We start from the raw sequence: 20,887 nt of genomic DNA, 5'->3' as shown, positions 1-20,887 counted from the left end.
TCAGGACAAATCTTTAAAAGATGGTTACTCGAGATTAAGCTACAGAATCTTTCTTAGTTGAATTGGTTTCTTTGATATCAGAGAAGATCTTTGAATTTTGAACGTCTTTATCGCGACCCGGAATGATAAGATTCAAGATGATTCCTGTCAGTGTCGCCAATGCCATGCTTGCGATCTGGAACTCTTCAGTCACTTCGATTGTTGCCCCGCCAACACCTAGGACAAGGATGACGGATGAGATGACAAGGTTCCTTTTTTCTCCAAGATCGATATTGTTATCGATCAGCATTCTCAACCCTGAAGAGGCAATGATACCGAATAAGAGGATTGACACACCTCCCATGACAGGCGTTGGAATCGTACCGATCAGTGCTGAAATTTTACCGACGAAACCGAACAGGATTGCAAGAACCGCCGCTCCACCTACTATGAACACGCTGAATACTCTTGTGATCGCAAGGACTCCGATGTTTTCTCCATAGGTCGTGTTCGGAGGACCGCCTAATAATGAAGCAATCATTGTGGCTACGCCGTCTCCTAGGATTGAACGGTGAAGTCCAGGCTTTTCGATAAAGTTTTTCCCGACGACTTTACTGAGAACCATCTGATCTCCAATGTGCTCTGTAATGGTCACAGCCGCGATTGGCACCATGATTAATGCAATCTGCCATGAGAAGGATGGTGTGTAAGTTACGAAAGGAACCATAAGGTCCGGCATTTGAATCCATTGAGCTTCGCGCACAGGTGCAAGGTCAACCAGACCGACAAAATAAGAGTATGTGTATCCTCCTATTATCCCTAACAGGACAGGGATGAGGCTGAAAAACCCTCTAAAGTATATTGCAGCGACGATAGTGACTGCTAATGTGACAAGGGCTGCTGAAAAGTGGAGCAAACTGTACTCTTGTGGATCAGATCCTGGGACGTACATCGCCATATCAATTGCGGTGGTGGCAAGGCCAAGTCCGATGACGATGATGACTGGACCGACAACGATTGGCGGGAAAATCTGTAATAGCCACTTGATCCCCAGCGTCCGTATGAACAAAGCAATGATTCCGTAAACAACCCCTGCTAGGAAGCTCCCGACCATGACTGCTTCCAAACCTCCGAGTGACTTTGCTAGAAGGATTGGCATAATGAATGCGAAGGATGAGCCAAGGTAGGCAGGAATCTGCCCTTTTGTAATGACCAGATACGCTAATGTACCCAGTCCACTTGAAATGAGTGCAACCGCTGGACTTAGCCCTACTAAGAATGGGACAAGGATTGTCGCGCCGAACATTGCGAACAAATGCTGTATACTCAATGTCAGCCACTTTCCTGGCTTTGGTATCTCCCTGATTCCTACAGATTCTTTCTGATTCATGCTATATTCCTCCTCAAAAATTTGAGGCCCAATAAAAAACCTCTCTGCGGGCGCAAAGAGGTTGGATGAAATGCAGGGAAGGTTACAGGACTCCTCCGTCCTTAACCAAGTCATTCCATTCCCCTTTGCCAGCCTCACGGGACTGACTTAAAAAGGGCCATATCAGTTTTTTTGTATGATTACTTGCTCTACTTTATCAACTTCAGTCAAATCGACACTTATAATTTCTTCTCGGGATGTCGGGACATTTTTTCCGACATAATCCGGACGAATCGGTAATTCACGGTGTCCTCTGTCGATCAGGACTGCCAATTGGATTTGTGACGGCCTGCCCAGGTCCATCAACGCATCCATCGCCGCCCTCACAGTTCGGCCGGTATACAGGACATCGTCTACTAAAATCACCGTCTTGTTCGTCACATCGATCGGTATATCCGTTCCTTTGAGCATCGGTTCTTCATTTGCTGTTTTCTTCGAGAGGTCATCCCGGTACAAGGTGATATCGATTTCCCCTTTATTCACCTTTTCACCTTCAATCTGTTCGATCCGTTCACCCAGCCTATCCGCCAAGTAAACGCCTCTCGTCTTTATTCCGACAAGGACAAGATTTTCTGTCCCTTTATTACGCTCCAGAATTTCATGGGCAATACGTGTAAGTGCTCTTTTGATCGATTGCTGATCCAGCAACACGGTCTGCTCCATCTCAACACCCCCTTATTTCTTATCAAAGTGCCTGGTAAGGTTAGGTTTTTTCAATAAAAAACTCCCACCGTTATGGTGAGAGGGTATAGTTGGACAAATTTGCATCAGAAGACGCTCCGGCCTCTGAAATCTAACCGTTACCTTCTCAGCCTCACGGGACTGATTTTAAAGGTCTTATTTTATTATTGAACTGATTATCTCAAAGGGAATGGAGCCTGTCAAGCTTAATTTCGACGAAGTTCGTCCAATAACCGTTGCATATCTTCTGGAAGCTCCGATGTGAACTCCATGCTCTCTTCAGTTCTTGGATGAACAAATCCTAATGTTTTGGCATGCAAGGCTTGTCCATCGATCGGCAATGTTTTCTTAGGACCATATTTCGGATCACCTGCAACAGGAAAATCGATGTAATTCATATGAACACGGATCTGATGCGTCCGTCCAGTCTCTAAAATACATTCCACGTATGTGTAGCGGCTGAACCGTTCTAGCACATTGAAATGGGTGACGGCATCCTTGCTGTTCGTATCCGTCACAGTCATTTTTTGACGATCATGTTTGTCCCTTCCTATAGGGGCATCAACCGTACCCTTGTTATGTGGAATCACACCGTGTACGATCGCCTCATATTTACGGGTCGTCGTTTTCGCTTTCATCTGCTCGCCTAAATGTTTATGAGCCAAGTCATTTTTTGCGACAACCAAAAGGCCAGAGGTATCTTTATCGATCCGATGGACAATTCCAGGACGCAAGATACCATTGATTCCAGATAAATCCTTGCAATGGGCCATCAAACCGTTTACAAGCGTCCCCGACATGTGGCCAGGGGCAGGATGAACAACCATTCCCCTTGGTTTATTCACGACAAGGAGATCCTCATCCTCATAGACGATATCCAGCTCCATTTCCTCAGGTACGACCTCAAGCTCTTCTGGTTCAGGAATTTCGATGACGATGACATCTCCATTTTGACATTTATAATTCGCTTTGACCGATTCACCATTTACTTTCACGCGCTCTTCTTTGATCCATTGCTGGACTAGTGATCGAGAAATACCCTCTTGTTCAATTGTAATGATCTTATCGACTCGTTCACGTGTATTTTCATCTGTAACGTTTATATGAACTAGCTCCATTTTAATTCTCCTTCTGCGTTCTGCTTTCCAGTAAAAAGGCAAGTGCAATCATTCCGACACCGATCACCAGGGAGGAATCAGCTATATTAAAAATCGGAAAATCGTAGTTGATGATATAAAAATCAAGGAAATCCACAACCTCGCCCCGGAATAAACGATCAAGGAAGTTTCCGATCGCCCCACCAAGAATGAGGCCTAACGAGGTGCTTAATAACACATTTCCTCTTGCTTCAGTATGTAAATAATAGACAACCGCAGCAATGACAATGACTGTGACGATGATGAACAACCACATCTGTCCTTGTAAAATGCCGAACGCGGCTCCACGGTTCCTGTGTGAATGCAGATAGAAGAAATTGTTGATGATTGTAATCTGTTCACCTAACTCCATTTTCGTTACGACAAACCATTTGGTTATTTGATCGATAATCAATACAAAAATCGCTAAAGCATAATAGCGCATCATTAATCCCACCTTCGTTTCTACCCGTTAAATTTTAGCATATAGAAGGTGCTTTCACAATTAGATTTCTCTTTTGGAAAGGACCAGCGGATCAAGACTATTGATATTGATAGAAAAAGAACAGTCTTTGGTTAAGACTGTTCATCATCAAGTTGATCCTGTTCGTCCATGAATTCATCGTATTCGACATTACGTTCAAAATTCACATGGTCAGTACCAGTATAGCCCTCGATATCAGTTGAAACGAATTGCTCATACTCTTCAACATATTCTGTATTATCTTCTTCATCCACGATGGAAGCATCCTCATATGTCATGCTGTTTTCATTGAAGGATGCCACTTCGTAATAGACGTTTGGAGTATTGAATTCATTGTTATCATGTTCAGAATAATATTCATCCTCCATCTCTGTTAAAACTTCCTCTTCAATCGGACGATCAGAGGATATTTCCTGGTTTGGCGTGGCCTCTTTTACAGTACGTGCGGTTGGGATCGCTTCTAAACGTTCCATCGGAATTTCTTTTCCAGTCACTTCACAAATCCCGTATGTCCCATTCTTCATCTGGTTCAATGAATATTCGATATCCGACAATTCTTCTTTCAGATGGCCGTTCAATGCGATATCTTTTTCACGCTCATATAGCTCTGTCCCTGAATCAGCTGGATGATTATCATATTGTGAAAGCTCGCCTGAAGATGTATCACTAGCAAAGCCGCGGTTCAATCCGTAATGGTCATTTTGGTCAAATTCTTGCAAGATCCGTCGTTTTCTTTCTTCCAATTGCTTTTTCAGATGCTCATAGTTCATGACGATACTTCCTTCCTATTGCATAGTAGTTATAGTTTGACCAGACCGATTCATTTTACAACACAAAGTTGGCAAAAACGGTTGTTAGAGTCCCTCGTTTTTGTGTTCTTCAACGGTCCCATAAAGCTTCTATGAGTACCTTACATACGGTTTTTCACGATCGATTTGTATCATAAAACCATAAAAAAGCTGCTCAAAACAGAGCAGCTTTCCCATGGTTGTATTTATTGATAATTCTCAGTCACGATTGTTGCACAGCGTGTACATAACGTCGGGTGTTTCTCGTCTTGACCGACAGTCGGCGTCACTGTCCAGCAGCGCTCACAGGTTTCACCTTCAGCTGCCTTTACGACAACTCCAACTTGTTCATACACATCAGCATGTTCTGGAGCATGTTCCTTATCTCCTGCGACTGCAGCATGCGATACAATGAAGAATTTATCAAGTTCACCTGCATTGTTCAGCAGCTCTTTCGCTTTTGCATTCGGATAAAGCTCGATGGATGCTGCAAGTGATTTACCGATTTCTTTTTTATTACGTGCATTTTCCAGTGCCTTCAATACTTCATCACGGATATCCAACATTTGATCCCATTTGGCTAAAAGATCTTCGGCATTCCGATAATTCTTGGTATCAGAAATCCTCGTCAATTGGACACTTTCTTCCTTTTCACCAGGGATATACTGCCAAACTTCATCCGCTGTATGCGGAATGATCGGTGTGACAAGCTGTGTCAGCGCTACCACACAATCATACAATACGGTTTGCATTGAACGCCGTTTATGATCATCTTCTGCTTCAATATACAGAGTGTCTTTTGCCAGATCAAGATAGAATGAACTTAATTCGATCGTACAGAAATTGTGGATCGCATTATAAACAGAAGAAAATTGATAATCATCATAAGCATCCTTCACCCGTCCAACCAACTCATTCACTTTGACCAGCATGTATTGATCAAGCTCGTTCATATCTTCATATGCCACACGATGCTTCACAGGATCGAACCCATTCAGATTCCCGAGCATGAAACGGAGTGTGTTGCGGATTTTACGATATACTTCAGAAACCTGCTTCAAAATCTCGTCAGATACACGTACATCGGATTGATAATCCACAGAAGAAACCCAAAGACGTATAATGTCCGCCCCTAGTTGCTTCATGACCTTCATCGGATCGATGACATTGCCTAAGGACTTACTCATCTTCTTACCTTCACCATCAAGTACGAATCCATGAGTGATGATTGTCTTGTACGGGGATTTTCCAGTCACAGCTACACTTGTTGATAAAGAAGAATTGAACCAACCTCTGTATTGGTCTGTCCCCTCCAAATAAACATCAGCAGGCCGCTGTAATTCAGGACGCTCGTTCAACACGCTTTGATGTGATGAGCCAGAGTCGAACCAGACATCCATGATATCTGTTTCTTTTGTGAATTCCCCATTCGGGCTATGTTCTGATTTGAACCCTTCAGGCAAAAGATCCTTGGCATCCCATTCGAACCAGACATTCGATCCATGCTCACGGAACAGATTCGAAATATGTTCGATCGTTTCTGGTTTGATGATCGGCTCGCCATCTTCACCATAGAACACTGGAATTGGTACACCCCAAGCTCTTTGGCGCGAAATACACCAATCCTCGCGGTCCTTGACCATGTTGTGGAGGCGAGTTTCGCCCCAGTGTGGATACCATTTGACATTTTTGATTTCTGCAAGGATCTGATCCTTGATTTTATCAATCGATGCAAACCACTGGTCCGTCACTCGGAAAATGATCGGTTTCTTCGTTCTCCAGTCATGCGGATAGGAGTGGGTGATGAAGTCCAATTTAAGCAATGCACCTGACTCCTGGAGTTTCTCTGTGATCGGTTTATTGGCATCATCATAGAACATGCCTTCAAAGCCTGGTGCTTCCTCTGTCATAATGCCTTTATCATCAACCGGGCATAGGATTCCGATTCCATAACGCTTCCCGACTTTAAAGTCATCTTCTCCGTGGCCTGGAGCAGTATGGACACATCCAGTACCTGATTCGGTAGTGACGTGATCGCTTAGCATTACTAACGACTCTCTATCATAAAACGGATGCTTTGCAACCACCTTATCAAGGTCTTTCCCTTTCATCTGCTTTATAACTTTTGGAGATTCCCACTCCAATACTTCTGTCAACTGTTCTAGAAGATCTTCTGCCACCAGATAGTTGTTCCCTGCAGTTTCCACGACGACATAGTTATAATCAGGATGGACTGAAATCCCGAGATTGGCCGGAATCGTCCATGGTGTGGTCGTCCAAATGACTACAGAAACATCTTCATCAACGACACCTTTCCCATCCTTTATTCTGAACCCAACATAGATGGATGGTGAACGTTTGTCTTTATACTCGATCTCCGCCTCAGCAAATGCTGATTCAGATGACGGAGACCAATAAACAGGCTTTTTCCCTTTATAGATCAACCCTCTGTTCGCCATTTCACCGAAGACTTTGATTTGTTCTGCTTCGTATTCCTTATTCAGTGTGATGTATGGGTTATCCCAATCGCCCCGTACACCTAGACGTTTGAATTGTTCTTTCTGCAATTCAACCTGCTCTAGCGCGTAGTCAGCACACATTCTACGGAACTCAGCGATTGTATGTTTTTTCCGATCCACTTTCTTTTTTTTAGCTAGTGCTGTCTCGATCGGCAATCCATGTGTATCCCATCCAGGAACATATGGCGCATTGAAGCCATTCATGGATTTATAACGGACGATGATGTCTTTCAAAACTTTGTTCTCAGCATGCCCGAGATGAATATTGTCATTTGCATATGGAGGTCCATCATGCAAAATGAATTTCGGTTGGTCTTTCGTTTTCTCTAGTACTTTTTCATAAATCTTTTGTTGATTCCATGTGTCCTGAATGTTCGGCTCCTTGTTCGGAAGACCGCCCCGCATCGGGAAATCAGTCTTTGGCATCAATAACGTGTCTTTGTAATCCATAAGCCTCTCCTGCCCTTCCAAAATTTCTTTTTACTCTCATTTGTTGATGTGAATGTAGCGAATCAGAGCTTTCTGACAAGCTGAGCAATCGTTCACTTTTACAGCAATAAAGATTTTCATCCGATTTGAATGAAATAAAAAACCTTCTCATCCCAATAGGGACGAGAAGGTTGACTCGCGGTACCACCCTAATAGTCTGTATCAACTATAAGTTCATACAAACCACTCAGCATTCTTAACGTGAATGAAACGCCGCTGCTTACTCGTATTTTATTCAGCGCGGTACTCCGGGGTGATCTTCCTTACCAGACTCTTTGTCGGGCTTCCACCAACCCCGATTCGCTTTGAAAGATGGCCTGATCGTACTGTCCCCATCTTAGTAAGTATATGTTCCTGTCATCAAAGTATACCGGATTCAAAAATGCTTCGTCAAGTTATGTTTGCTTTTTCAACATCCGATTCTTCAAGCTGGTGCTGTTCATCTTCTTCTTCTGGAGGCATGAGATGGTCCCAATCCTCATTTTTCAGCATTTCCAGTTGAGCTTCAATCAACATTCGAAAACGTGTGCGGTAAACGGAAGATTGTTTTTTCAGTTCTTCGATATCCAGCATGATTTTCCTTGATTTTGACAGTGCTTCATTTATGATCCGATCAGCATTTTTCTCTGCTTCTTTTACAATCAAGCGTGCTTCCTTGTTTGCATTGCGCTTTACTTCTTCGCCCGTTTCCTGTGCAACCACGATCGACTTGTTCAACGTTTCTTCAATGTTCGTAAAGTAGGAAAGCTTCTCTTCCATTTTCTCCAGCTTTTCCTGCAAGTCTTTCTTTTCACGAATGACACCTTCATAATCTTTGATAACTTGATCTAAAAATTCGTTAACTTCATCCTCATCATATCCTCGAAAACCACGATTGAATTCCTTATTATGAATATCCAATGGTGTTAAAGGCATGACGCCACCCCCGTATCGATGTCTTTACTTTCTTTCAATTTCGACATATTCATTACCAAATCCTTCTCTTATTTGGAATTTTTTGCACCATACGTAAGTTTCCATTTCCCTTTTTTACTCTTGCCATCAACAGAAATGAGTTTCGCTCTTCCCATACCTCGTACAGAAAGATGGTCTCCCTCTTCTAAACTCCTTGAGGGCTGATCGACAATCTTCCAATTCAGCTTTACTTTTTTGTTCGTTATGTAAGGTACCACCTTTGTCCGTGATAGGCGGAATATCTCAGACAACACGACATCCAATCTCAGGGAACTGACTGTACTCGTTGCCGTCGCCCATTCTTCATCTCTGCCGACCACATTTTCAGGTGACATCACATTCATGCTTACAGATGTTTTCCCTACCGAATTGAAATTCAAACGGACATAATCGGCTATCTCACTTGCGAGAATAAGTTGAAATTTGGAGTCATCCATTAAAATATCACCGAATTTCTTCCGCTTCAAGCCCAGGCTCATTAAAGAGCCAAGCACATCTGAATGATGGATGGTGACAAATTTGGAGGGATAGTCTGCTTCAAAACATACGATTTCAAAGTCTTCCTCTTGAGGTACATAATAAATGGGGTACAGCAAGGCTCTTGAACGTTCAATGCCCTTGTACCCCTTCCAGATTTCAAACCGGACTTCATCATTCGTACCAAGAAGAGATTTTACAATCTGCTGCTCCCTGGGATCCAGGAAATCCGTAACTTTGACCCTGTATTGATCCAGTACGAGTTTCCGCCATTCCAACACTTGATCGACAAATGGCTGTTCTTCTGGTCTGAAATGATCATATATCGACATATCAACACCTACAAATAATCGAATAAGGCACGTACACCTATCTCGGCAAAGAACAGTGCAAACAATGCCGCGATCGGGGACAGATCGATCATGCCAAGAGGTGGTATGATTTTTCTGAATTGAGAGAGGAACGGTTCACAAATTGACCCTAAAAATTGACCAAAGGACGACTCTCTCGCATTCGGTACCCAAGACATGAAAATATAAATGATGATCAACCATCGATAAGCTCCTATTGCAAATATTAGAATATCTTCTAGCATTCTCTATAACCACCCTTTTAAGCTTCTATTCTTCACCTGTCATTTCAGAGATCGTACCTGAAACGTCTACATTATCAGGTGTGCACATGAAAGTGTTCGGACCAAGTTTTTGAATATCTCCACCGATTGCGTACACAGTACCGCTGAGAAAATCGACAATTCGTTTTGCCTGGTCAAGCGGGATTCTCTGCAGATTCATTACGACTGCTCTTCTGTTCTTCAATTGGTCTGCAATCTCTTGTGCTTCAGAGTATGTCCTCGGTTCGATCAGGACGACTTTCACTTGCTGTTGGACACTTTGTAAGCTTACGATATTTTGACTCTTCTGATCCCGACGTGAACGAGACATCGGCTCGACATCTTCACTTTCAGGCTGTTCTACCTCATAAACTTCTTCTTCATATAAATCATCATCAAATGCAAAAAAATTCTTCAACCTTGATTTAATTCCCATGGAGAGCCCTCCTCATATTTCTTTACCAACTAGTGATGTGCCGATACGGATAAAAGTAGCGCCTTCCTCTACGGCAATCTTATAGTCATTCGACATTCCCATGGATAGCTCTGTACAAGGTGCGTGTGAAAGGCCTAAGGCTTGTACTTCCTCTTTCAGTAAACGCATCGTGCGAAAGATCGCTCTAAGCCTTTCTTCATCAGATATGAATGGAGCCATCGTCATTAATCCTACAATTTCAATATTCTCATATTGCGAGACTTTTTTGATAAATTCTATTGTTTCTTCCGCATTTAAGCCGTGCTTCGAGTCTTCCCCTGAAACATTGACTTGGACAAAACATTTGATCTTGCGGTTTATCCTCTTGTTGATTTCCTTCGCGAGTGACATCCGGTCCAATGAATGGATATAATCGACCTTGTCAATGATCGATTTCACTTTTCGGGATTGAAGTGTACCAATAAAATGCCATTGGACATCCCCATTGACCTGTTCATATTTATGTAAAAACCCATCATCTCGATTCTCGCCAAGATGGACAATCCCTGCTGAAACCGCTTCTTGTGCAGTTTCGACACTGACGTATTTTGTCACTGCGATGATTGACACCTTTTCGTGATCTCTATTTGCGTTTTGACAAGCCTCAGCTATATCATTTTTAATCTGTCGCAAGTTTTTTGATATACTCAATCTTTGAATGTACACCTCCTAGTGATCCAACTTAATGAAACCTAACATCCTTCCAGTTGATCCCTTTTCTTTGCGATGAGAAAAAAATTCATTTACATTGCAGCTTGTACAAAGGGATGTAATACGGATATTCTCTTCTAAAACACCTATTTTCATTAGAAGCTGCTTATTCAATTGCTGAAGGTTCAACTGATATTTGTAATCTCCCTTTGAAGTATAAGGTCTATCATCAACTCTTTCCAGAGCATCATCAACCTGTGAGATGACACGTTGATCGACCTCATAACAACAATGGTGGATTGATGGACCGACAACCACATGGACTGATTCAACAGGCACATTTTCCTCGTTTACCCAGGTTTCGATCATCCGGGGAGCAATTCCTTTCACAGTACCTTTCCATCCAGCATGAGCGATGCCTGCTATTTGGACCTCATTTGAAAAGAAATAAATCGGTACACAGTCTGCATAGGCAAGGGCAAGAACAATGTCATTCTCCTTCGTATACAATCCATCTTTCCCAATCATTCCCGAATTATAGGAGTTTGAACCCTTGCCCTTGTCATTTTGTCCAACCTTCTGAATCTGATTGTCATGGACTTGGTGAGCAAAAACCCACTGGTTAAGCTGAGTACCGATCGCTTCAGCCAAGCGTCTCCTGTTTTCAATGATATTTTCCACATCATCATTGACATGCAAACCTAAATTCAGGGAACGAAATGGCTCTTGGCTCACCCCGCCATGCCTTGTAGAAAAACCTGCGGTCACCTTATCAAGTGTTTTTTCGATTCCGTAGTAGGTGCGGTGTTCAAGTGTAAAAGGATCAGCCACTTTCAACCCTCCAACAATCATCATTGTGAATCTCTGTCGATAACAAGCTTAGCTCTTCTTATTTTATCATAAGTTGTTGAATTGTTGGAGAATACGTTGCTCATTTTAATTCTTTGAAGAATTATGGAACCCTTGTGGAGCCAACTCATTTCCAGAATGTTCCTCAAACCTGACGAGAATGACGTCTTTACCGATTTTGACAATGTCCCTCCATGGGATTATGATATCATTTTCTTTCCTCATGAATCCCATCATCCTGCCTGCCCCGGGGATGACGATCGCTTCTATCTTCCCAGAATTAAGATTGATCTCAAGATCCGCAATATGGCCTAATTTTCGTCCGTTGGATACATTGACAACATCCTTGACTTGAAATTCGGAAATTTTTATCACTGTAATCGCCCCTGACTTTTTTAAAAGATGTTTTTAACTAAGAAAAGCTGTTAAACCTTCTGAAAAAATAAGTACAAACAATGTTTCTTTATAAAATATATGACAAGGCGATATAACAATGAACAAAAAAAGAAGCCGACTCACATTTATGTCGACTTCTCTCAACTTCAACTGCTTTGAATACTTTTATTCATTTGAGTGATCGCGGCTTTTTCCAAACGGGATACTTGCGCCTGGGAAATACCGATTTCATCAGCTACTTCCATTTGGGTTTTTCCTTGGAAAAACCTCATCGTCAAAATCAATTTTTCCCTCTGATTCAATCGCGTCATCGCTTCTCTCAATGCAATTTCCTCGATCCACTGATAATCCTTCTGTTTATCATCACTTATCTGATCCATCACATAGATAGGTTCACCGCCATCATTGTAAATTGGCTCAAATAATGAAACAGGATCTTGAATAGCATCAAGGGCAAAAACAACTTCTTCTTTTGTAACACCTAGTTCACGTGCAATTTCCGTCGGGTTCGGTTCTCGTGATTCTTTGCTGACGATCTTATCACGAACCTGCAAGGCTTTATAAGCAATATCCCGCAACGATCTCGAGACCCTAATCGGATTGTTATCACGCAAATACCTCCGTATCTCACCAATGATCATCGGGACCGCATAGGTTGAAAACTTGACATTTTGACCTAGATCGAAATTATCGATCGATTTCATCAATCCGATGCAACCGACCTGGAATAAATCGTCGACATATTCACCCCGGTTGTTAAATCGTTGGATCACACTCAGGACTAATCTCAGATTCCCATTCACAAGTTTTTCTCTTGCTGATAAATCCCCATTCTGCATTTCTTTGAATAACACTCTCATTTCAGGGTTTTTCAACACTGGAAGCTTAGATGTATCTACACCACAAATTTCTACTTTATTTCGTGTCATATCTTCCCCTCCAATTGGGAGTTACTGTCAAAATAAAGTATCTCCTGAGAAGGAAAATTTATGCACAAGCTCCTAAATTATTGAACCTGATTATGCGATATTAATTGGATGAATTTCGAAAGAATCCAGTCATGGAAACACATCTGGAGTTCATGGGTTGTTCGAAAAATCCTGACGAAAACTGTTATGGTCCAATTCCTAACTTCGGCTCCTTTATTCCCAACTTCAGTGGGCCAATTCCTAACTTCCACGTTCCATTCCCAACTCGGCACACGATTATACCTACCAGAAATCCAAGGGTACACAAAAAAAGACAGCCGTCATGTGTGTATACGGCATGTCTTCTTATGTTCCTCTATATCATTTTATTGAATTCTTTTTGAAGTCTTTTGATGATCCGCTTTTCAAGTCTAGAGATATAGGATTGCGAAATACCCAATAAATCCGCAACATCCTTTTGTGTTTTCTCTTCACCACCCGCAAGGCCGAATCTGAGTTCCATGATCTGTTTTTCCCTCGGAGATAATGTATAAAGGGCTTTGACCAATAATTTCCGATCCACATTCGCTTCAATATCCCGCGTGATGATATCTTCCTCAGTTCCCAACACATCGGATAATAATAATTCATTACCATCCCAGTCTACATTCAATGGTTCATCAAATGATACTTCTGAACGTGTTTTGTTATTGCGCCGTAAATACATCAAGATTTCATTTTCAATACATCTTGAAGCGTAAGTAGCTAGTTTGATTTTCTTTTCAGGGTTGAACGTGTTGACAGCTTTTATTAACCCGATCGTACCGATACTGATCAGATCTTCAATATTGATGCCGGTGTTTTCGAACTTTCTCGCAATATACACGACAAGACGCAAATTCCTCTCGATCAAGACTGCCCTTGCCGCCTTGTCTCCTTTAGGCAGCTTTTTCAACAATAAAGCTTCTTCATCTTTCGATAGGGGTGATGGAAGGGCTTCATTTCCGCCTATGTAATAGATTTCTTCTGTCTTCACACCCAGTTTGATCAAGAGTTTGTACCAGAATAACGTAAATCGCAGTTTCAGCTTCCCCATTCATTATCCTCCCCTGGTTTTTTTAATGGATTTTCTATGATGCTGTAGAAGTCACTTTCGAATTCGCTAACATCTTAGGATGAAGAATAGCATTATATTCTCCTTCACCCGAGATGTTTGTAAAGGATAACCCCACAATGACATTTGACGTCTCGTACTTTATGCCACCCTCCCAAATATTCAGGGAGTCAGCCTTGATCCCGGTAAGAAATTGATTGCTGCTCCCCACTGCCCTATACGGAATGATGCGCATACGGTCTTGCCATGGATTAGGCTCATCCACCAAATCACCGAATGATTCAAGGCTTTCCGCATGCCGAACTACAGCCTTTGGCAATTGGTCTTCAAATACAGTCATATCCAAAATCATGACTGGGTTTTTCGAAATTGGATCATGCAACTGGTTGCCACTATCTACGAGGCCAATACCTTTCAGCTTGAGTGAGTCTATTTCCAATTCATATTTCATAATTTGGTCATAGCGAAGCTTCCGAACTTCGATTTGGTCCACTCTCCGCTTTGTAAAATAAAGCATGACAGGAATCATTAAAATGACGAATAACCAACTGATCGGATCTCCCATTCCGGATGATTTTGTCTTGATCACACCGTTCATTATTTCTGCATCACTCTTTAAAAAATAATGAAGACCTAAAATTCCACCTCCTGTGATGAATGTTGAAAAATAGAACATGAGTAAGCCTTGTACAAAATAACCAAAACGCTTATAACCGAATGTTGTGATGATGATGAAAACAGAATAGATGAATTTGAAAAAAGGGTGATAGAGGATTGCTGCATCCAAAAATAAAAACAAAACATATAAAGAGCCTAGAAATGCACCTAAAGTCAACCTTTTCTTAGTGATATTCCTCTTAAGAATAATTGCGGTCAGCCAGAGTAATAGAAAATCGATACAGAAATTCAGAAACCAAATGACATCCAGATATATTGTCATTGGCCGCTCCTTTCCTGGTAGAACTGTGCACTAAGTATAGCTCAAGGAAAGTAAAATTGTCTGTCGGTTTATGTGGGGGGCAAGCAATTAATTTTGAGAGATTTACAGAGTTTTTGTCGGCTGGATTTTAAGAGGGGTTATCCATATGGAAGACAATCAAATGGTTTAAATATCATGCAGACGTAAAAGCTCTCAAGTGGTTGGGCGTTAGAACTAGATCCGTCAAAACAAAATTTTCATACTTTCTATCTTATCTTTTTAAAAAAGGAACTGCCCCAGTCGTGTCTGGGACAATTCCCTTTTTTGATCGATCAGCCTTCCAATACAGGATAGACCCCATTTTCATCATGGACTTCCTTCCCAGTGATCGGGGGATTGAATACACATACCATTCGCATATCCGTCTTTGCACGAAGGAGGTGCTCATCATTTTCATCTAGAGCATATAAAGTATCTTTTTCAATCGGCCATATCTTATTATCTTTCAATGTTATGACCTCACCTTCACCTTCGATGCAATAGACAGACTCTAAATGGTTCTGGTACCATATGTGTGTTTCAGTACCTGCTTTGATGACTGTATCATGGACGGAATAGCCCATGTTATCATCCTTTAAAATCAATCTTCTGCTTACCCAGTTTCCTCCATCAATCGAATGTCCAGAATCGACTACATCTTTTAGTTTAACGATTTTCATGTTTCTTCCTCCTTGTAGATTTCACTTCTATTAATTGGTTACTGGTTCTTTCACCAGATGTTTTACACTTTCTTCAATGATTTCAAACCCTTTTTCCAAACCTTCCATATCAATATTGATCGGTGGGAAGAGTTTGAATACTTCATCTTCAGGTCCTGAAGTCTCCATGATCAATCCTCGTTTAAAGGCTTCAGCAGCTATTTCTGCAGATAGACCTTCTTTTTTTGTTTCTATCCCGATCATGAGTCCTCTGCCGCATACTTCCCCTTCAATTTCAGGGTACTTATCCGTAAGATTGATAAGGTATTCCTGAACAACTCTTGATTTTTCTTGGATTCTTTTCTCGAACTTTTCATCCTCCCAGTACTCTAGAGCAGCTACTGCTGTTACGAACGCATGGTTGAATCCACGGAATGTTCCATTATGTTCACCAGGTGTCCAAATATCGAGCTCAGGACGGATCAAGGTGATGGCGAGCGGCAATCCATAACCACTTAATGATTTGGACATACAGACGATATCCGGCTTGATTCCAGCTTCTTCAAAACTGAAGAAAGTCCCTGTACGACCGACTCCAGCCTGGACGTCATCAATAATCAAAAGGATGTCATATTTCTTGCAAATCTCCTCAATCCTTCTCATCCATTCATAACTCGCAGCATTGATTCCACCCTCACCTTGAACAGTTTCGAAGATCATTGCAGCAGGTGCATCCACGCCGCTGCCATCATTCTCTAGGAAGCACTCTAAATACTCTAAGCTATCCGTACCATTGTTGACAAAACTGTCATATGGCATTGTCACCGTATTTTGCAAGGGGATCCCTGCTCCTCTTCTTTTAACAGCATTTCCTGTAACAGACAAGGAACCGATCGTCATCCCGTGGAATCCGTTGGTGAAACTGATGATATCTGTACGGCCTGTCACTTTTCTCGCTAACTTCAGCGCACTTTCTACGGTATTTGTACCAGTTGGGCCAGGAAACATCATTTTGTACTCATATCCACGCGGTTCCAGTATAGTCTCATTAAATTTCTGTATGAACTTCCTCTTTGCCACAGTAGCTTTGTCCAGGGAATGGGTGATTCCGTCTTCTGTAATGTAATCGATCAAAGCAGCTTTCATTTTGTCATCATTATGGCCGTAATTCAAAGCGCCTGCTCCTGAAAAGAAGTCGATATATTCTTTTCCGTTCTCATCCCATAGTTTATAACCTTTAGCTTTTTCAAACACTACCGGGAAGCTTCTGCAATAGCTGCGAACTTCAGATTCCAATTCCTCAAAAAGTTTTAATTCTTCAGCATTTTTGTGCATATTGAATTCCTCCTTGATAAGATTTGGTCAAGAAATTTACTTATTACCAGATTTGCGGTCATGGTTTAAAGGACCGACCCTGAAATTAAGTTCAGATTCGTGATCATCACTTGGGAATAATTGATCCGGGAAGCGCTCTGATACTTCACAGTTGGTATCATAATAGCGCGCAAAGCCCTTGAATAGTGATTGAGAAGCTTCATTCGAGGGAGTTACTGTAGCTTCTAAGTATCGGACATTCTGGCAGTTATCTCGTTCAATCAGTTCTCCAAGCATTTTAGAGGCGATCCCTTTACCTCTTTCATTAGGGTCGACACCTACCTGCCAGACGAATACCACCTGAGGATCTTCGGGGGGGATAAATGCTGTTACAAATCCAACGGTTTTACCTCTGATTTTCGCAATTACACATGTTTCGGAAAAGAACTCACTCATCATGATGTATTTATAAGTTGAGTTTTGATCCAAGCTAGTCTCTTTTACAAGTTTCCACATTGATTTTCCATCTTCTAAAGTCGGTTTTGTTAGGGTAACTTCTTCTATCGATTCGACTGTTTCAGTTATCATTGAATGTACGATTCTCCTTTCTGACATATTGAAATTCGGTCATGTGAATATATTATAAGTACCTGGTATAATCATCAAACCATTTTAATAGCCATAAACAACGGTCAGTTCCACTGACTGCCGCTGAGTTTAGTTGAGGTATGGTATATAAAGTTATCCTGTTAATTGGTAGAGATTGCACATTGATTTGAAAAAAGCTTACGGGTATGTAAAGATTTGCTTAAAAATAAAGGCTTCTTTGTTAAGTTTCATTACTGAATCAACAACTATGTATGAGAGAGCATAATTAAAAAGCTGCCTCCATATACGGAGACAGCTTTAATTATCGGATTTATCGGCGACGGTTCCGGTTTCTTAGGAACGCTGGAATATCCAATGTATCATTGAAATCCGTCTGAGGATTTGAGCTTGAAGTACGTTGTCCTTCCTGTTGTCTTGAAGGTTGAGCCTCTTCCCGATTGTTCTTTTGCGGAGAAGGCTGACTTGGTTGCTGATTGTTCATCGTCTGTTTCGGTCTTTGTGGCTGTGATTTAGCTTGTGGCTGTGCATCATCAAAGCCGGTCGCAATTACTGTTACAAGGATTTCATCCTTCAGATCTTCATTGATGACAGAACCAAAGATCATATTTACATCTTCGTCTGAAGCGGATGATACGATATCCGCAGCTTCGTTCACTTCGTAAAGGCTTAGATTCGATCCACCAGTTATGTTCATGAGGACACCTTTAGCTCCATCAATGGAAGTTTCTAATAATGGGCTCGAAATCGCTTTCTTCGCTGCATCTGTCGCACGGTTTTCACCAGCTGCAACACCAATCCCCATTAATGCAGAACCCTTTGATGTCATAATTGTCTTCACATCCGCGAAGTCAAGATTGATCAACCCTGGAACTGCAATCAGGTCGGAAATACCCTGTACACCTTGTCGAAGCACATTATCGGCTTCTCTGAATGCTTCCAGCATCGGTGTATTTTTATCTACAATTTCCAACAAACGGTCGTTAGGGATGACAATCAATGTATCTACCTTTTCTTTGAGCGTTTCTATCCCGCCTACTGCATGAGTTGAACGCTTCCGTCCTTCAAAAGTGAACGGACGGGTTACTACACCTACAGTCAATGCTCCGATTTCTTTTGCGATTTCAGCAATAACTGGTGCAGCACCAGTTCCAGTTCCTCCACCCATACCGGCAGTGACGAACACCATGTCGGCACCCTGTAGGACCTCCTCAATCTGTTCCTTGCTTTCTTCAGCCGCTTTCTTACCTATATCTGGATTTGCACCTGCACCTAAGCCTCTCGTCAACTTTGCACCAATCTGCATTTTCTTTTCTGCTTTTGAAAGATTCAAAGCTTGCGCATCCGTGTTTACTGCGATGAATTCAACACCCTGAACGTTATTTTCGATCATCCGGTTGACAGCGTTACTTCCACCACCGCCTACACCGATTACTTTAATTTTTGCCAGTCCATCCATATTCATATCAAACTCTAGCATTTGCGATCCTCCTAATCTACTGTTTTACTGTTCTCGACGAATTATTCAAAGAAGGTTCCAAACCATTCCTTCATCTTATTTTTAACACCAGGCTTATCTTTCTCTACCCGTTGTTCGGTATTCCTACGCTTTTTCGCAGGTTGTTCTTCCACGATCTGTTCATCTGAAATTGAAGCAGCAACTTCTTTTCCCTGGATTTTCACATTTTTGAAAGTGAACTGGATCAGCCCGACTCCTGTCGTATATTGGGCTTCTCGAACACCAATATAGTCAGGCATCGAAATACGCACGTTCTGTTCGAGCACCTCTCTTGCCAGTTCCAATACACCCGGCATCGCTACCACTCCACCCGTCAATACAAAGCCTCCTGGCAATTCATTATATCCATTGCGATGGAGCTCCTCCATGACAAGGCCGAAGATCTCTTCCATTCGCGGTTCAATGATATGAGCAAGTTCATATTGGGAGAATTGCTGTTCATTGGATGAGCCGATGCGCGCTACTTCGAATGATTCTTCATCAGAAGCATGATCAATAAAAGCATGCCCATGTTTTACCTTAACACGTTCTGCATCTTCTGTCGTTGTCCGAAGACCAATGGATATATCTTTAGTAACGAAGTCTCCCCCGATGGGCAGAACCTTCGTGAACTGAATCGAACCCTGATCAAAGACTGTCAGGGTGGTTGAACCTGCCCCCATGTCAACGAGAGCGACTCCAAGGTTCCGTTCATCCTTGTTCAAAGCTACTGTTCCAGCTGCTAATGGTTGAAGACAGATATCTGCAATATCCAGACCAGCACGTTCAACACAGCGTAGAACATTATGTAGTATTGTTTTCGATCCTGTTATTAAAATGCCTTCCATTTCCAGCCTAACGCCTATCATCCCTCTTGGATCATTGATTTCACCAAGTCCATCTACCACAAATTCCCTTGGAATGACATCAATGATTTCCCGTTCAGGAGGTATGGACATTACTTGTGCTGCATCTATGACTCTTGTAATATCTTCATCACGTATTTCACGGTCTTCACTTGATACTGCAACAACGCCGTGGCATGGTTGAAGCTGTACATGGTTGCCGGTAATCCCGACGATAACCGAATTGATCTGCGCTCCTACCATTCTTTCGGCTTGTTCTACAGCTTTTTTTATCGAACGAACAGTTTCATCAATATCAACTATAGAACCTTTTTTGATTCCTTCTGATTTCGCATTCCCTACACCAATGACATTAAAGGACTCATCAGACATTTCTCCAATGATTACTTTAATATTGGATGTACCGATGTCTAAGCTAATCATAACTTCGCTGCTGTTCATTCTCTGGCACCTCCTTTAAAATATCGACTCTTGCTTGATCGTTTACTTTTTTCAGGCTATCTCATTTCATTCGTACAAAAATGAAGATTTCACTTTAAGTGAAAGGCTCTGTTAAAGTTCATTGTTAACATATAGGAAAGCCACTCCCTTTCCACGGGCGAACAAAATCGGAAGCGACCCGTATAGTTGCGCAGGTCTCTGGAAGAATGACGAGGAGGCTCGAACCAATCAAAGACTTTTGGTTCTGCGTGGACTCACACATAGGATGCAACTCAATGTGTCGACCGCCGCAGGAAGTCTGAAATGATCCAAGTAACTGGTGGCTGAGCAAGACATTACTTCTCTCCATCTGCTTAGCTTCATTCCACAAGCCCATTCACTTGAACAGGATCCTTAAATTGTAGGTCGCTGTGGGATCTCACCTGGCTTTTCCCGCAGGAGTGTCCGTATTTCGTTTTAGAAAATTTCCTGTAATTATCAATATTACTATTTAACAAAGCCAACTGGAAAGGAACTCTACTATAGGGTATAAAGCTCCTTAAGATTTTTGGGTCATTTGTGTGAAAAAGAACGAAAATACCTGATAGTTTCCGTATTTAAGGA

At 41.9% G+C, this 20,887-nt stretch carries 21 protein-coding genes and 1 other annotated feature; all 21 genes read right to left on the bottom strand.

The window, feature by feature from the left end; genetic code table 11:
• Positions 1 to 34: 34 nt before the first annotated feature.
• Entirely contained in the window at positions 35 to 1,369 is a 1,335-nt protein-coding gene (locus tag L1611_RS12265) for a solute carrier family 23 protein (protein WP_236313556.1), read from the bottom strand.
• 162 nt (positions 1,370 to 1,531) lie between these two features.
• Positions 1,532 to 2,071 (bottom strand): bifunctional pyr operon transcriptional regulator/uracil phosphoribosyltransferase PyrR, encoded by a 540-nt coding sequence (pyrR, locus tag L1611_RS12260; protein WP_236313555.1) that lies wholly within the window; start codon positions 2,069 to 2,071, stop codon positions 1,532 to 1,534.
• Positions 2,072 to 2,295: 224 nt separating this feature from the next.
• Complete coding sequence (locus tag L1611_RS12255) at positions 2,296 to 3,207, bottom strand: RluA family pseudouridine synthase (protein ID WP_236313554.1); 912 nt, start codon at positions 3,205 to 3,207, stop codon at positions 2,296 to 2,298.
• A gap of 1 nt (position 3,208) precedes the next feature.
• A complete protein-coding gene (gene lspA, locus L1611_RS12250) occupies positions 3,209 to 3,673 on the bottom strand; it encodes a signal peptidase II (RefSeq protein ID WP_236313553.1) in 465 nt (154 codons plus the stop codon).
• Between the two features lie 128 nt (positions 3,674 to 3,801).
• Complete coding sequence (locus tag L1611_RS12245; protein WP_236313547.1) at positions 3,802 to 4,479, bottom strand: TraR/DksA C4-type zinc finger protein; 678 nt, start codon at positions 4,477 to 4,479, stop codon at positions 3,802 to 3,804.
• A 224-nt stretch (positions 4,480 to 4,703) separates the two neighbouring features.
• Positions 4,704 to 7,466, bottom strand: a complete 2,763-nt coding sequence (gene ileS / locus L1611_RS12240; RefSeq protein WP_236313541.1) for an isoleucine--tRNA ligase — start codon at positions 7,464 to 7,466, stop codon at positions 4,704 to 4,706.
• 154 nt (positions 7,467 to 7,620) lie between these two features.
• Positions 7,621 to 7,853, bottom strand: a binding site (T-box leader).
• Between the two features lie 42 nt (positions 7,854 to 7,895).
• Positions 7,896 to 8,420 carry a DivIVA domain-containing protein gene (locus L1611_RS12235; RefSeq protein WP_236313537.1) on the bottom strand — a complete coding sequence of 175 codons (525 nt, stop codon included), beginning with the start codon at positions 8,418 to 8,420 and terminating at the stop codon, positions 7,896 to 7,898.
• Positions 8,421 to 8,488: 68 nt separating this feature from the next.
• Complete coding sequence (locus L1611_RS12230) at positions 8,489 to 9,268, bottom strand: YlmH family RNA-binding protein (protein ID WP_236313535.1); 780 nt, start codon at positions 9,266 to 9,268, stop codon at positions 8,489 to 8,491.
• Positions 9,269 to 9,276: 8 nt separating this feature from the next.
• Positions 9,277 to 9,531 (bottom strand): YggT family protein, encoded by a 255-nt coding sequence (locus L1611_RS12225; protein WP_221564122.1) that lies wholly within the window; start codon positions 9,529 to 9,531, stop codon positions 9,277 to 9,279.
• 25 nt (positions 9,532 to 9,556) lie between these two features.
• Positions 9,557 to 9,985: a cell division protein SepF gene (locus L1611_RS12220; RefSeq protein ID WP_236313533.1), complete on the bottom strand. Its 429-nt coding sequence runs from the start codon at positions 9,983 to 9,985 to the stop codon at positions 9,557 to 9,559.
• Positions 9,986 to 9,997: 12 nt separating this feature from the next.
• A complete protein-coding gene (locus L1611_RS12215; RefSeq protein ID WP_236313531.1) occupies positions 9,998 to 10,675 on the bottom strand; it encodes a YggS family pyridoxal phosphate-dependent enzyme in 678 nt (225 codons plus the stop codon).
• Between the two features lie 18 nt (positions 10,676 to 10,693).
• Complete coding sequence (gene pgeF, locus L1611_RS12210) at positions 10,694 to 11,506, bottom strand: peptidoglycan editing factor PgeF (RefSeq protein WP_236313530.1); 813 nt, start codon at positions 11,504 to 11,506, stop codon at positions 10,694 to 10,696.
• Positions 11,507 to 11,611: 105 nt separating this feature from the next.
• Positions 11,612 to 11,899 (bottom strand): YlmC/YmxH family sporulation protein, encoded by a 288-nt coding sequence (locus L1611_RS12205; RefSeq protein WP_236313524.1) that lies wholly within the window; start codon positions 11,897 to 11,899, stop codon positions 11,612 to 11,614.
• 167 nt (positions 11,900 to 12,066) lie between these two features.
• Positions 12,067 to 12,849 carry an RNA polymerase sporulation sigma factor SigG gene (gene sigG, locus L1611_RS12200; protein ID WP_225065492.1) on the bottom strand — a complete coding sequence of 261 codons (783 nt, stop codon included), beginning with the start codon at positions 12,847 to 12,849 and terminating at the stop codon, positions 12,067 to 12,069.
• Between the two features lie 355 nt (positions 12,850 to 13,204).
• Positions 13,205 to 13,924 carry an RNA polymerase sporulation sigma factor SigE gene (sigE, locus tag L1611_RS12195; RefSeq protein WP_236313522.1) on the bottom strand — a complete coding sequence of 240 codons (720 nt, stop codon included), beginning with the start codon at positions 13,922 to 13,924 and terminating at the stop codon, positions 13,205 to 13,207.
• A 34-nt stretch (positions 13,925 to 13,958) separates the two neighbouring features.
• The gene (spoIIGA, locus tag L1611_RS12190; protein ID WP_236313520.1) at positions 13,959 to 14,882 is read right to left on the bottom strand and encodes a sigma-E processing peptidase SpoIIGA; all 924 of its coding nucleotides are present in this window, start codon (positions 14,880 to 14,882) and stop codon (positions 13,959 to 13,961) included.
• Positions 14,883 to 15,193: 311 nt separating this feature from the next.
• Complete coding sequence (locus L1611_RS12185) at positions 15,194 to 15,580, bottom strand: ectoine synthase (protein ID WP_236313514.1); 387 nt, start codon at positions 15,578 to 15,580, stop codon at positions 15,194 to 15,196.
• A 30-nt stretch (positions 15,581 to 15,610) separates the two neighbouring features.
• Entirely contained in the window at positions 15,611 to 16,894 is a 1,284-nt protein-coding gene (gene ectB / locus L1611_RS12180) for a diaminobutyrate--2-oxoglutarate transaminase (RefSeq protein ID WP_236313513.1), read from the bottom strand.
• Between the two features lie 36 nt (positions 16,895 to 16,930).
• Positions 16,931 to 17,461 carry a diaminobutyrate acetyltransferase gene (gene ectA / locus L1611_RS12175; RefSeq protein ID WP_236313512.1) on the bottom strand — a complete coding sequence of 177 codons (531 nt, stop codon included), beginning with the start codon at positions 17,459 to 17,461 and terminating at the stop codon, positions 16,931 to 16,933.
• 331 nt (positions 17,462 to 17,792) lie between these two features.
• Complete coding sequence (gene ftsZ, locus L1611_RS12170; protein WP_236313510.1) at positions 17,793 to 18,959, bottom strand: cell division protein FtsZ; 1,167 nt, start codon at positions 18,957 to 18,959, stop codon at positions 17,793 to 17,795.
• A 41-nt stretch (positions 18,960 to 19,000) separates the two neighbouring features.
• A complete protein-coding gene (gene ftsA, locus L1611_RS12165; RefSeq protein WP_236313508.1) occupies positions 19,001 to 20,284 on the bottom strand; it encodes a cell division protein FtsA in 1,284 nt (427 codons plus the stop codon).
• Between the last annotated feature and the right edge of the window lie 603 nt (positions 20,285 to 20,887).

Origin of the sequence: Pseudalkalibacillus salsuginis (assembly GCF_021646685.1) — a bacterium.
Lineage (GTDB): Bacteria > Bacillota > Bacilli > Bacillales > Fictibacillaceae > Pseudalkalibacillus > Pseudalkalibacillus salsuginis.
The sequence above is the reverse complement of the archived record's forward strand: the minus strand, read 5'-3'. Positions and strand labels throughout refer to the sequence as shown.